Origin of the sequence: Skermania piniformis (assembly GCF_019285775.1) — a bacterium.
Taxonomy (GTDB): Bacteria; Actinomycetota; Actinomycetes; order Mycobacteriales; family Mycobacteriaceae; genus Skermania; species Skermania pinensis.
The window spans coordinates 2,121,841-2,134,740 of sequence record NZ_CP079105.1 but is presented as its reverse complement, the minus strand read 5'-3'; the positions used below and the strand labels follow the sequence as shown (position 1 = coordinate 2,134,740).

Annotated in this window: 13 protein-coding genes; 6 read left to right on the top strand and 7 right to left on the bottom strand. The window is 67.7% G+C overall.

Annotated features, from left to right (window positions below; genetic code table 11):
* The first annotated feature begins 53 nt into the window (after positions 1-53).
* The 3 genes from KV203_RS09945 (at position 54) to KV203_RS09935 (ending at position 3,346) form a co-directional block, all read left to right on the top strand.
* On the top strand, positions 54-1,298 hold the full coding sequence (locus KV203_RS09945) for an alkane 1-monooxygenase (RefSeq protein WP_246600104.1): 1,245 nt from the start codon (positions 54-56) through the stop codon (positions 1,296-1,298).
* 72 nt (positions 1,299-1,370) lie between these two features.
* Positions 1,371-2,570 carry a CaiB/BaiF CoA transferase family protein gene (locus KV203_RS09940; RefSeq protein WP_066469917.1) on the top strand — a complete coding sequence of 400 codons (1,200 nt, stop codon included), beginning with the start codon at positions 1,371-1,373 and terminating at the stop codon, positions 2,568-2,570.
* A gap of 62 nt (positions 2,571-2,632) precedes the next feature.
* The gene (locus KV203_RS09935; RefSeq protein ID WP_066469919.1) at positions 2,633-3,346 is read left to right on the top strand and encodes a cutinase family protein; all 714 of its coding nucleotides are present in this window, start codon (positions 2,633-2,635) and stop codon (positions 3,344-3,346) included.
* Positions 3,347-3,348: 2 nt separating this feature from the next.
* On the opposite strand, the gene KV203_RS09930 is transcribed toward KV203_RS09935, so the two are convergent.
* The 4 genes from KV203_RS09930 to KV203_RS09915 form a co-directional block, all read right to left on the bottom strand.
* The gene (locus KV203_RS09930) at positions 3,349-3,549 is read right to left on the bottom strand and encodes a hypothetical protein (protein WP_066469921.1); all 201 of its coding nucleotides are present in this window, start codon (positions 3,547-3,549) and stop codon (positions 3,349-3,351) included.
* A complete protein-coding gene (locus KV203_RS09925; RefSeq protein WP_066469925.1) occupies positions 3,542-4,309 on the bottom strand; it encodes a COG4280 domain-containing protein in 768 nt (255 codons plus the stop codon). The genes KV203_RS09930 and KV203_RS09925 overlap by 8 nt, the downstream gene beginning before the upstream one ends.
* Before the next feature lie 181 nt (positions 4,310-4,490).
* Positions 4,491-5,738: a COG4705 family protein gene (locus KV203_RS09920; protein WP_066469927.1), complete on the bottom strand. Its 1,248-nt coding sequence runs from the start codon at positions 5,736-5,738 to the stop codon at positions 4,491-4,493.
* 24 nt (positions 5,739-5,762) lie between these two features.
* Entirely contained in the window at positions 5,763-6,680 is a 918-nt protein-coding gene (locus KV203_RS09915; RefSeq protein WP_066469930.1) for an undecaprenyl-diphosphate phosphatase, read from the bottom strand.
* A gap of 171 nt (positions 6,681-6,851) precedes the next feature.
* Between KV203_RS09915 and KV203_RS09910 the strand changes: the two genes are divergently transcribed.
* A complete protein-coding gene (locus KV203_RS09910) occupies positions 6,852-8,231 on the top strand; it encodes a sensor histidine kinase (RefSeq protein ID WP_066469933.1) in 1,380 nt (459 codons plus the stop codon).
* Here the strand turns inward: KV203_RS09910 and KV203_RS09905 are convergent.
* Complete coding sequence (locus tag KV203_RS09905; protein ID WP_066469935.1) at positions 8,210-8,881, bottom strand: response regulator transcription factor; 672 nt, start codon at positions 8,879-8,881, stop codon at positions 8,210-8,212. The two genes, KV203_RS09910 and KV203_RS09905, sit on opposite strands and share 22 nt — an antisense overlap.
* Positions 8,882-9,067: 186 nt before the next feature.
* Between KV203_RS09905 and KV203_RS09900 the strand changes: the two genes are divergently transcribed.
* A complete protein-coding gene (locus tag KV203_RS09900; RefSeq protein ID WP_066470157.1) occupies positions 9,068-11,503 on the top strand; it encodes a glycogen/starch/alpha-glucan phosphorylase in 2,436 nt (811 codons plus the stop codon).
* A gap of 24 nt (positions 11,504-11,527) precedes the next feature.
* A complete protein-coding gene (locus tag KV203_RS09895; RefSeq protein ID WP_066469936.1) occupies positions 11,528-12,034 on the top strand; it encodes a redoxin domain-containing protein in 507 nt (168 codons plus the stop codon).
* A gap of 24 nt (positions 12,035-12,058) precedes the next feature.
* Here KV203_RS09895 and KV203_RS09890 read toward each other — a convergent pair whose 3' ends face one another.
* Complete coding sequence (locus KV203_RS09890) at positions 12,059-12,259, bottom strand: hypothetical protein (RefSeq protein ID WP_157079785.1); 201 nt, start codon at positions 12,257-12,259, stop codon at positions 12,059-12,061.
* The gene (locus KV203_RS09885; RefSeq protein ID WP_066469939.1) at positions 12,256-12,621 is read right to left on the bottom strand and encodes a hypothetical protein; all 366 of its coding nucleotides are present in this window, start codon (positions 12,619-12,621) and stop codon (positions 12,256-12,258) included. Before KV203_RS09885 ends, KV203_RS09890 begins: the two co-directional genes overlap by 4 nt.
* Positions 12,622-12,900: the final 279 nt, after the last annotated feature.

The window sequence follows — 12,900 nt, the reverse complement described above, 5'->3', positions numbered from 1 at the left end:
GCAACGACGACGTGGTGATTCGGGACATCCGGTCGGGGAGCGGGAGTCGGTAAGTGGATTCGGGTGACAGAGAAATCGAATGGCGGGACCGGAAGCGGCCGCTCTGGCTGTTGGGCCTGATTGCGCCGGTCAGCGCGCTTGCGCCGTCCACCTTGGTTGCCCTCACGCAGGTGAAGGCGTTCTGGTGGCTCGGCGCTTTCGTCGTGTTCATGATCATTCCGATCATCGATCTGCTGGTCGGTGACGACGGCGAGAATCCGCCGGATTCGGTGTACCGACAGCTGTCGGCAGACAAGTACTACCGCTGGTGCACCTATCTCTTCCTGCCCATCCTGCTGTCGGCATTCGTGGTTGCCTGCTACCTGTGGGCCGATCCGGCATTGAGCCTGCTGGACAAGATCGGGCTATGCGTCTCGGTCGGCGTGATCAGCGGTGTCGGTATCAACGCGGCGCATGAGCTGGGCCATCGGGTGGAGAAGCACGAGCGGTGGTTGGCCAAGGTCGCCTTGGCGCAGACTTGCTACGGCCACTTCTTCGTCGAGCACAATCGGGGCCACCATGCCCGGGTTGCGACTCCGGAGGATCCGGCCAGCGCCCGGTTCGGCGAGGTGCTCTACGAGTTCCTGCCGCGCAGTGTGCTCGGCAGCCTGCGTTCGGCGTGGCGGTTGGAGGCCGACCGGATGGCTCGGCGGCGCTCTCGGACCTGGTCCTGGCGTAACGACAACCTGCAGGCCTGGGCGATGTCGCTGGTCCTGTTCGGTGTGATGATCGGCGTCTTCGGGTTCACGATCCTGCCGTACCTGCTGCTGCAGGCTGCAATCGCGGTGCTGATGCTGGAAACGGTCAACTACGTGGAGCACTACGGCCTGCTCCGGCAGCAGACGCCGGGTGGAAATCGGGAAGCGATCGCGCCTCGGCACAGCTGGAACAGCGACCGTTTGGTGACCAACGTGCTGCTGTTCCACTTGCAGCGGCACAGCGACCATCATGCGAACCCAGCCCGCCGATATCAGACTTTGCGCAGCTCGGACGAGGCGCCACAGTTGCCGGCCGGCTACGCGACCATGGTGTTGCTCGCGCTGGTCCCGCCGCTGTGGCGACGGGTGATGGACCCGCGGGTGCTATCGCACTACCACGGCGACGTGACCCAGACGAACATCCATCCGCGGCGGCACGAAGCCGTGCTGGCCGCATACGGCACCCCGACCGAGGCCACGGTTCTGGTGGAGTCGATCGGAGTGGAGCCGATCGTCCGGGAGTCGGAGCCGATCGAGACGCCGGCACGGCGGAGCGCCTGATCCGGATCGGACGCTCGTCGAGCCGGCCGCGTCGACGTCGCCCGAAACGTACTCGAGAGGCAGCGTTGTGCGATGAATGACACCTATTCGACCGATGGTGATCGGCCGCTGGCCGGGATCACGGTCGTCGGCCTGGAACAGGCGGTATCCGCGCCGCTGTGTACGAGGCATCTGGCCGATCTGGGCGCCCGAGTGATCAAGGTGGAGGCGCCTGGGCACGGTGATTCGATCCGCGGATACGACTCGGCCGTAGGCGAAGGACTGTCCGCCCACTTCACCTGGCTCAATCACGGCAAGGAATCGGCCGCGCTGAATCTGAAGTCGGAATCCGATATGCGGATCTTGAGCAACATTCTGGCTAACGCAGATGTGTTGGTCAGCAACCTTGCGCCCGGTGCACTCGGCCGACTCGGCCTGCATCCGGACGAGCTGGTCCGGCGTCAGCCACGGTTGATCGTGGTGGACATCTCCGGGTACGGCACGGGCGGCCCGATCGATCACAAGCGGGCCTACGACCTGCTCATCCAGTCCGAGAGCGGCTCGTGCAGTATCACCGGCTTGCCGGGGCAACCGGTCAAGTCCGGCATTCCGCTCGCCGACGTCGGCACCGCGCTCTATGCCTACTCGGCGGTGCTCACCGCACTCTTCCACCGGGAACGCACCGGCAAAGGGGCGGTTATCCCGATCGCCATGCTGGATGTCGCCGCCGAGATGATGGGCTTCGCGCTCAACTACGTCATCCATACCGGTACCGAGCAGGTGCCGGTGGGAATGGGCTCGCCGGCCTGCGCACCGTACGGCGGCTATCCCACCGCCGACGGGCAGACCGCGGTGCTCGGCACCACCAACGACCGGGAATGGCAGCGGCTCACCGAGATGATCGACCGCCCGGATCTTGCCGCCGAGCCGCGCTATGCCCGCAACGAAGACCGGTGCGCGGCGGCGAACCGAGAAGCGATCGATGCCGAAGTGGCGAAGTGGACCGGGGAACGCAGCTTGGCCGAGATTCAAGCGGCCGCCGACGCCGCCGGGATCGGCAACTCCCGACTCGGAACCGTCCGGGACCTGAGTACTCATCCGCAGCTGGCCGAGCGGGGCCGCTGGCGGCAGGTGGGCACTCCGGTGGGTCCGGTCCCTGCCTTGCTACCACCGGCGGTCGCGACCGATTGGGCGGTGCGTAACGGCTCGGTACCCGGTCTGGGCGAACACACCGATGCGATCCGCGCCGAGTTCGGCAACGCAGAGTTCGGCGACACGCCCACATCCGCGTGAACGGTCCGCGCGGCGGCCGATCCGCTGTGCGTGTCGCCTCGACACCCGGTACTCTGCGGGCCATGATCATCGGTCGTTTGGCTCGAATCGTCGGAGTCGCCATCGCAGCAGGCGCAGTACCGCTGTTGCCGGCGGCCGCTGTGCCGGCGGCCGCCGGGCCGTGTCCGGACATCGAGGTGGTCTTCGCGCGGGGTACGGCCGAGCCGCCCGGCCCGGGAATCAACGGCGCCGTATTCGTCGAAGCGTTGCGCGCTCGGGCAGTCGGCCGGTCGGTCGAGTCGTACGGGGTCAACTACGCGGCGAGCGCGAATTTCGGCGATCCGATGGAAATTGCCCGGACCGCCGTCGACGGCATCCGCGACACCCAACGGCGCATCGAGTCGGTCGTCGCGGGCTGCCCCGGAACCAAGATTGTCCTTGCCGGGTATTCGCAAGGCGCCGTGGTCACGGGGTTCGCGACCATGGACCGGATGCCGACCGAGGTGCCGTCCCAGTACGCGCAGTATGTGCCACCACCGATGCCGGCCGCGATGGCCGACCACGTGTCTGCGGTCGTGCTGTTCGGCAAGCCGTCGGATCGATGGATGCGCGATGCCGGGGCTCCGGCGGTGACGATCGGCGAGCGCTACCGCAGCAAGACCGTGGAATATTGCATGCCGGGCGACACGATCTGCGACGGCGCCGGGGTCGGCCAACCGAATGTGTTGCACAGCGTGTACGCGGTCAACGGCATGGTCTTCCAAGGTGCGGACTTCGCGGCGGATCGATCCAGGTAGCGCTAGCGGATCGCCCGCACGATGCTCGTCGGCAGCAGGATCGCGGTCGCCGCGACGATGATCCACCACGCCGGTAGCACGCTGTAGTGTGATACCACCAGGGTGGCCAGTAGCCCCAGCAGCACGCCGACGGCGATTCGCCAGTCGTCACCGACGACGAAGTCGTACCAGAACGCGGCGAACGTCCGCACACGGTCAGTCATGCTGTGATCCCTCTCGTGCGGACTGGATCGTGGGTCCGGCTCCCCGCAGCCAAGCGACCAACGCCAGGGCGTACAATGCCACCCCCGGCACGATCACCAACAGCGCGACCTCACCACCAGGCCAGTGTGCGCCGGCGCCTTCGGCGCCCCAGAAGAGGCCGAAGGCGGTGAGCATGACACCGACCGCAAACTTCATCGCGTTTTCGGGGACTCGTGCCAGCGGAGCTCGGATCAGGAACCCGGCGACCACTACCAGCATCGAGGCGGCCAGCGCAGCGATCGCCGCCAGCGAGATGTCGCGCTGGGCGCTGCCGAAGGTGAGCGCGATAAAAACTACTTCCAAGCCCTCGAGCGTTACGCCCTTGAACGCGAGCGTGAATGCGTACCAGTCGCGGACCAGGCCGCGGTGGTCGGGGGCACCGGCCGCTCTCGCCGCGGCAGATGTCGTCTCGAAGGCCGCCTGCTCGTCGCGCAGTGGCTTACACCCGCCGGCGCGCAGGATCGCTTTGCGCAGCCACTGCAGGCCGAATACCAGCAGCAGCCCGCCGACGACCAGCCGCAAGCCGTCGAGGGGTAGCTCGGTCAATGCGGTACCCAGTATCGCCACCGCACCGGCCAGGATCGCCAGCCCGGCGAGCACCCCGGTGATGGCCGAGCGCCAGTCTCTGGCGGTGCCGGCGGCGAGCACTATGGTCAGCGCTTCGACCGCCTCGACGAGGCAGGCCAGAAACACCGCCGCGAACAACGCGGCACTACTCATCGCTCTCCATAAGCCGACGCCTCGTACGGCGTGATCTATAACGCATCCGCAAGCACCTCCCGACACCGCCGCCCACCGAACTCCGCACCAGGAGCCTCCGCAACAGCCGGCGATCCGCCCGAGTTCGGCGCGCCGCACACGTTTCCCACGCGGCACGCAGAGTGGCGACCACGATCGTCGACTAAAGCGTGCTCGATAGCGCCGTGAGCGCTCCGATCTCGGCGGTCGAGTCCGGCGGATTCGCCCGCACGGCCGTCAACGCCGCATCGATCCGCTGATCGACTGCGCCCCAGCCTGCCTCGTCGAGCGGTTGGAGCCTCGGCTGAGCATCGTCCCAGGCCGTTTCCAGATCCGTGATTCGAGCCCGCGCGCCAGCTTGGTCGCCCGATCGAACTCGATCAAGGATATCCGTGGTGATCGCTCGGAAACTTGCGACGGTGTCGGCGGGGAAACGCGCGGTGGCCGCGCCCGGAGCGAGCGCTGGGGCTGCGGAGCCGCCGGTCTCCTCCGTGCCGGACCCGGCGTCGTGCGGTTGCGCGGCCGCCCACCCGAGCAGTAGCCCGGTCGCCACCGCGACCACCAGGTAGTAGCCGAGCATCAGCGGTTCACGGGCCGGCCGCGGCGCGGGAGTCGGTCGGTCGTTGATCACGTCGCGCTTGGTGCAGGTGAGGTAGCCGACCACCAGAAGGATCGCCAGCAGAAAGATGACGCTGGTCAGCGCAGTACCCATCCCCAGACCGTGGTCGGCTACCGGCGATGCAAGCCAGTCACCGAGGTTGGCGCCGAGCGGCCTGGTCAAGATATAGGCCAGCCAGAACGACAACACAGCGTTCGCGCCCAGTCGCCGGCCCACTGCAATTGCGGCGATCAAGCCGGCCGGCAAGAGCACCGAGGTGCCAGGACCCCAGCCGGTGATCGATAGCGTCCAGTCGCCGATCGCGGTGCCCAGAGCGAAGGTGACCAGCACCGCGAGCCAGTAATACAGCTCGCGGGGCCGGGTCACGATGCTGTGAATCGACAAGGTTCGTTCACGGGCGTACCAGATACCGAACACGACCCCGAGGAGCACCGCGAAACAGCTGGTGCTCACCGCCAGCGGCACCGCCAGGCTGTCGGTGAGGATGTCGGTGAGGATGTCGGTGTAAAGCGTGCCGCTCACGCTCAGCACCACGACGGTCGACCAGTAGACGCCCGGCACGTACCGGGGTAACCGCAGCTGATAACTCAGGACGACGAGCAGTAGCACGGTGAAGATCACCGCAGTCCGGTTCAGCCCGACACCCAGGGTCAGGCTGATCCAGTCGGCAAAGCTCTCGCCGACGGTGGTGCAGAGAATCTTGATCACCCAGAACCAGACGGTGACCTCGGGCACCTTGCTGAGCTGTCGGTCAACCCCGAAGCGGCTTGCGGTCGGGCTGTTGTCGGTCATGACTTTCTTGCTCCGATCCGAGGGTCAGTGGATGCCGAGCCACACGAGGGCGCCGACACCGGCGAACACGCTGTAGATCGCGAACGGCGTGAGCGTGTGGGCGTGGAAATAGCGGGTGAGGAACCGCACCGCCAGATAGGCGCTGCCGAACGCGACGACGCTGCCGGCCATGACTTGACCGTGGATTCCGTCGCCGAGTGGCCCGAAAAGGTCCGGGATCTTCAACACACCGGCAGCGAGGATCACCGGTGTGGCGAGCAGAAAAGAGAACCGAGCGGCGTCCTCGTGGGAAAGTCCTCGGCCGAGCCCGGCGACCATCGTCACCCCGGATCGGCTGATGCCGGGCAGCAACGCGAGGATCTGCGCGCAGCCGATCACGATCCCGTCCCGCAACGGCATCTCGGACAGGCGGGCGTCGGCTCGGTCCGGATCGGTGCGGCCGCTCTCGCCCCCGTCGGCGCCGACGAGAACCGGCTGACGATCCGCGACGCGGCGGAGCCGCTCGCCGACGTAGAGCACCACACCGTTGAGCATCAGAAAGGCTGCGGCAGGTGCCGGCTTGCCGAGGGTCGTGCGAAACAGGTGTTCGAGCGCCAGACCGGAGATTCCGACGGGGATGGTGGCCAGCACGATCAACCAGGCCAGCCGCTCGTCGGCGGTCTCGACCCGGCGGTGGCGTAGCGAGCTGACGAAGCCGCCGATGATCCGCACCCAGTCCCGCCGGAAAAACAGCAGCAACGCGGCTGCCGTCGCCACATGTAGGCCGACGATGAACGCCAGGTAGGGCGACTCCGGCCGGGAGACGTTCAGGTCGGTCGCCCATTGTCCACCGACGATCGCCGGAATCAGCACCGCATGACCGAGGCTGGACACCGGGAACAACTCGGTGACGCCCTGCAGGGCGCCGACCGCGATCGCCTCGAGATAGCCGAGCCCGCTCACCGCGGGTACCGCACTTCGGTCGGACGCCCGTCGGCATCGGGTCGAATGGGCATGGGCTCGGATGGCGCCAACTCACCTGTCGTTTGCACCGGCGCAGGTTGTCACTCGGGAGCTGAGAAGCCGCTGAGAACCGGTAACCGTCGGACGTGATCCACCCGGCAGACTCGTCGGGTGGCGTCCCGATGGCTGACCCCGGTGCACTGGCGGCTGCGGACACGCTCGGCGCTGGCCGCCGCGCTGGTGGTCGGCATCGGGCTACTGCTCGCTGCAGCCGCGTTGGTGTCGGTGCTGTATCGCTCGCTCGAGCTCGGTGCGATCGGCGCGGCGCAATCCCGGGCCGACCAGATCGCCGCTCAACTCCGCAGCGAACCGGCCGCCGGGTTGGACCTGCCATTGCTCGCCACCGACGGCCAGGTCGGCGCGGTCCAGTTGGTCGACCCGGCTGGTCGAGTGCTCACGGCGTCCAACGGTGCCCCGCGCACGCCCCTGGTTTCGGTGTCGCTGGTTCGCGGGGAAACACGATCGTTCGGGCGCCGGACACCAGATGACGACGCGTTCGACTACTTCGTGGTCGGTCAGGGTGCGGCGGGCCGGGACGGCGCGATAACCGTGCTGGTCGGCGCCGACCGTGAGCCGATCGAGACCGTGGTGTACCGGGTGATCGCACTGCTCGCCGTCGGTTCGCCGGTGATCGTGCTGCTCGTGGTCGTCGGGACGTCCCGACTGGTCGGCGCCGCGTTGCGGCCGGTCGAGACGATGCGACGGCGAGTCGCGGCGATCTCCGGCAGCGACCTCAGCGGGCGGGTCCCGGTCCCGGCCGCTCGCGACGAGGTGGCGCTGTTGGCCGAGACGATGAACGAGATGCTCGAGCGGGCAGAGGCGGCGCAACTCGCGCAACGCCGGTTCGTCAGTGATGCCTCGCACGAGCTACGCAGCCCGATCACGACCATCTCGGCCGCCCTCGACCTTGCCGGTACGAGACCGGACGGCACGATCGCGGCGCGGACGTTGATCCCGGAGGTGCACCGGCTGCGACTGCTGGTCGACGATCTGCTGCTGCTCGCGCGCGCCGACGAGCGAGCAGGGCGGCTCCGTAGGGTCGATGTCGACCTCGACGATCTGGTGTTCGCGGAGCGCCGGCGGCTGGTCGGCCGTTCGGCCCCGCGAGTAGTCGCGACCGTGCAACCGTGTCGAGTGCGCGGTGACCGGGCCGCGCTCGCTCGGGTCGTACGCAACCTGGTGGACAACGCGGTGCGGCACGCCACCGACATGGTCGAGCTCGACTGTCGCGACGTCGGCCGCCACGCACGGTTGATCGTCGCCGACGACGGGCCGGGCATTCCCGAGGCAGATCGGGAGCGGATCTTCCGTCGGTTCGTTCGGCTCGACGAGCATCGCACGCGCAATGCGGGGGGCAGTGGGCTCGGACTTGCGATCGTCGCCGAGGTGGTGCGATCGCACGGCGGCACCGTCGAGGTGGCCGACCGGCCCGGGGGTGGCGTGGTGTTCACCGTCGAGCTGCCGTTGGATCAGGAATCGACCAGCCGGTAGCCGACGCCGCGCACCGTCTCGATCGACGACACCCCGAACGGAATGTCGATCTTGCGGCGGAGATAGCGGACGTACACCTCGACCACATTGTCGCCGCCGTCGTAGTGGGCATCCCAGACCCCGCGCAGAATCGTCGACTTGGTCACCACGGCGTCCCGATGCCGTAGCAGAAACTCCAGCAGGCCGAATTCGCGGGGAGTGAGGTCGATCGGGACCTCGCCCCGGGTCACCCGCCGACGCATCGGATCCAGCGCCAGGTCGCCGGCACGCAGCACGACCGGCCGAGCCGGTGCGCCGCGCCGTACCAACGCCCGCAGTCGCGCGATCAACACCACGAAGGAGAACGGCTTGGTCAGGTAGTCGTCGGCGCCGATGTCGAACGCATCGGCCTGGTCGTACTCGCCGTCCTTGGCCGACAACATCAGCACCGGCGTCCACACTTCGCGGGCCCGCAGCTCGCGCAGTACCCGGTACCCGCTGAGTCCGGGCAGCATGATGTCGAGCACCACCACATCGAACTCGCCGACGGTGGCAGCCTCCAGTCCTTCGTGACCGTCGCCGGCGAGCTCGACGACGAAGCCGGCTTCGGTCAGGCCCCGACGCAGCGTCTCGGCCAGCCGTTCCTCGTCGTCCACCAGCAGTACCCGCACGTATCGATTGAACCGCCGTCGGTGAACCGGTGCGGGATGTGGGCCGGTGTCGAGCCTTCTGCGCAAGTTCACCCGCCGTGCAGCCGCGGGTGTGACGATCGAGCGGTGACCGATCTCGCATCATCCGCGTCCGGCCCCTCGTCGGAGTCGACGCCGGAGCAGACCCGCAGCCACAGCCGCACCGGGATGGACCCCGACTCGATCCGTCGGGGGATCGTCGACCACCTGCGGTACTCGATCGGCCGGCCGGCCGCTACGTTGCGCCCCGAGCACTACTACCGCGCGCTCGCGCTGGCGGTCCGGGACCGGATGCAGGACAACCGGGTTGCCTCCACCCGGACGTCGCTGGAGCTCGGCCACAAGGTGGTCTGCTACTTCTCGGCGGAATTCCTGATGGGCCCACAGCTCGGGGTCAACCTGCTCGACCTCGGCATCGAGGCAGCGGCGGCGACCGCCCTGGCCGAACTCGGCCAGGATCTCGATGAGGTACTGGCCTGCGAGGAGGAGCCCGGCCTGGGCAACGGCGGGCTGGGGCGACTCGCCGCGTGCTACCTCGATTCCCTCGCCACGCTGGAACGGCCGGCGATCGGCTACGGCATCCGATACGAGTACGGCATCTTCGATCAGGAGATCCGCGACGGCTGGCAGGTGGAGAAGACCGACAACTGGCTGGTGGCCGGCAATCCGTGGGAAATCGCCAAGCCGGACGTGAGCTATCGGGTGGGCTGGCGAGGCTACAGCGAACACTATCGTGACGCCGGCGACGTCGACCGGGTGCGCTGGGTGCCCGGCCGGGTGCTGCGCGGCGTCGCCTACGACACCCCGGTGCAGGGCTACGACGTGCGCACCTGCAACGTGCTGACGCTGTGGAGCGCGCACGCGGTCGATTCGTTCGCCTTGGCGGCGTTCAACACGGGCGACTACTACAAGGCGGTCGAGGACGAGGTGAACTCGGAGACCGTCACCAAGGTGCTGTATCCGAACGACGAGCCCGAGGCCGGCAAGCGGCTCCGACTGCTGCAGCAGTACTTCTTCGTGTCCTGCTCGCTGCAGCACATCCTGCATATCCTCGACGACCTGGCCGGCACCTCGGTGCGCGCGCTACCGGAACGATTCGCGGTGCAGCTCAACGACACCCACCCGTCGATCGCCGTCGCCGAACTGATGCGGCTGCTGGTCGACGAGCGTCGGCTGGACTGGGACGAGGCGTGGGCGATCACGGTGGCGACCTTCGGCTATACCAACCACACGTTGTTGCCGGAGGCCCTGGAAACCTGGCCGCTGGCGATGTTCGACGAGTCGTTGCCCCGACACCTGGAGATCATCTACGAGATCAACCGGCGGTTCCTCGACGAGGTGCGGGCGGCGTTCCCCGGCGACGAGGCGCGGCTGCGGCGGATGTCGCTGATCGGTGAGGAGGGCGGGAAGACCGTCCGGATGGCACACCTGGCCACGGTCGGCAGCCACGCGATCAACGGGGTCGCGGCACTGCACACCGAGTTGCTGGAACACAGCGTGCTGGCCGACTTCTACCAGCTGTGGCCGGAGCGGTTCGGCAACAAGACCAACGGCGTCACGCCGCGCCGGTTCCTGGCGCGGGCCAACCCCGGACTACGCGAACTGCTGGATGCGACGATCGGCCCCGGCTGGCTCACCGACCTCGATCGGCTGCGCGAGCTGGAACCGTTTGCCGACGATCCCACGTTCCAGCGGCAGTGGCGCGAGGTCAAACGGGGCAACAAGGCCCGGTTGGCCCGGTACGTACACGAGCACACCGGCATCGAACTGAACCCCGACTGGCTGTTCGACATCCAGGTCAAACGGATTCACGAGTACAAGCGTCAGCACCTCAACGTGCTGCATATCGTGACGCTGTATCACCGGCTCAAGCAGGACCCGGACGCCACCATCGCACCGCGGGCCTTCGTCTTCGGCGGCAAGGCCGCGCCGGGATACTTCCTGGCGAAGCGGATCATCAAACTGATCAATGCGGTCGGCGAACGAGTGAACAACGACCCGGATGTGAACCGGTTCCTGCGGGTGGCGTTCGTGCCGAACTTCAACGTGCAGAACGCGGAGCTGATCTACCCGGCAGCCGATCTTTCCGAGCAGATCTCCACCGCCGGCAAGGAAGCGTCCGGCACCGGCAACATGAAGTTCATGATGAACGGGGCGCTGACCATCGGCACTCTGGACGGCGCAAACGTGGAGATCCGGGACGAGGCCGGGCCGGAGAACTTCTTCCTGTTCGGCCGGACCGCCGACGAAGTCGAGCAGATCAAGCGGGACGGCTACCGCCCGGCCGACTACGTCGACGGCAATCCGGAGCTGGCCGCGGTACTCGGACTGATCGGCGACGGCACCTTCACCCACGGCGACACCGAGGTGCTACGTCCGGTGGTGGACAACCTCTACCGCGACGACCCGTTCCTGGTGCTGGCCGATTACGCCGCCTACCTCGAAGCCCAGGAGCGGGTGAGCGCCGCATGGGCGGATTCGGCCGGCTGGACGCGGATGTCGATCTACAACTCGGCTCGCAGCGGCAAGTTCTCCTCCGACCGGGCGATCGCCGAGTACTGCGACGACATCTGGGACGTGGGCCCGGTGCCGGTCCCGAAGTAACGCCGTACGTGCCAGACTCGGCGCATGACCGAAAACTCCACGTCCCCTGCCGAGATCCTGCCCGCCGGGACTACGGCACCCGATTTCACCTTGCCGACGACCCCCGAGCGGTCGGTCACGTTGTCGGAGCTGCGGGGCCGGCCGGTGGTGCTGGTGTTCTATCCGTTCGACTGGAGCCCGGTCTGCAGCGACGAGTTGGTGGTGTTCACCGAGGCGTTGTCGCGGATCGGCGAGCACGGTGCGACCGTGCTCGGGATCTCGGTGGACAGCGTCTGGAGCCACCAGGCGTATCGGGCGGACCGGGCGATCGGGTTCGAGCTGTTGGCCGACTTCGAGCCCAAGGGAGTGGTCGCCCGGGAGTACGGCATCTACGAGTCGACCGGCGGCTTCGCCGGCCGGGCTCTGTTCGTGCTGGACGGCGCGGGTGTGATCCGCTGGTGCCACCTCTCGCCGCCGGCGGTCAATCCGGGCGTGGACGGGGTACTCGACGCGTTGAGTCGGCTCGACGCGGGGGATTCGTCGTCGGCCTGAGCCGCGACCGTCCGAGCTCGCTGGTCACCCGGCGTCACGGGGTGCCAGCGACTCGCCGAGCCGACGCACTTCCTCGCGTAACGCGGCGATCTCGCCGCCGAGCCGACCGACATTTTCCTGCGTTATCTCCTCGCGCCGCGCACGCGCCGTGTCCGCTCGATCGACGAGCCAGGCAGCCAGGGTGGCGGTCACGACGCCGTGCAGCGCGCCGCCGCCCGCCATCATCCCGACCACCACAGCGCGTCGGGAAACGACCGGATCGTCGCGCCGTCGGCATCCCGCTCGACCGCCAGTATTGCGAGCGCACCGAGATAGAGCAGCAGCAAGGTGGACACGCCGGTGTACATGGCAACCCGGTCGCGGAAACCCTGCCCGATACTGCGGCCGAGCACCCGGGGAAGCGTGACCAGCCGCAACACCTGGAGAGTGCGAAACATCGGCAACACCACGGCCGCGAGTTCGTCGAGGTGCGTGACTAACCAGTGGGCGCGGCGGTCGGCCGCCGCCAACCGCGCCAGATAGTCGACCAGAAACACCACCCAGATGGTGTTGAGTCCGGCCTCCGCCGCCCGTCGTGCGGTACCCACCGGCTGCCCCAGTCGACGAAGCGTAGCGAGCGGGGAGCCCGGGGATATTCGGGTTCCTCGACGGGATTCGGGCCACGACGGTGATCGACGTGGCCGAGGAGGCGGCGTGTCGCGGGCCGGGCTGCCCGACGTGCCGAAGGAGAGCGAGTTCCGGTCCAGGATGCAGCTCAAAAATACTGTCTACCAAGCTTTTTGGTTCTGCCCGCGGATGAGCGGAATTCGCTCGACCGGTAAACTCGCCCACCGGCGAGGCACCGGATGAGTGAGCCGAGCCGACGC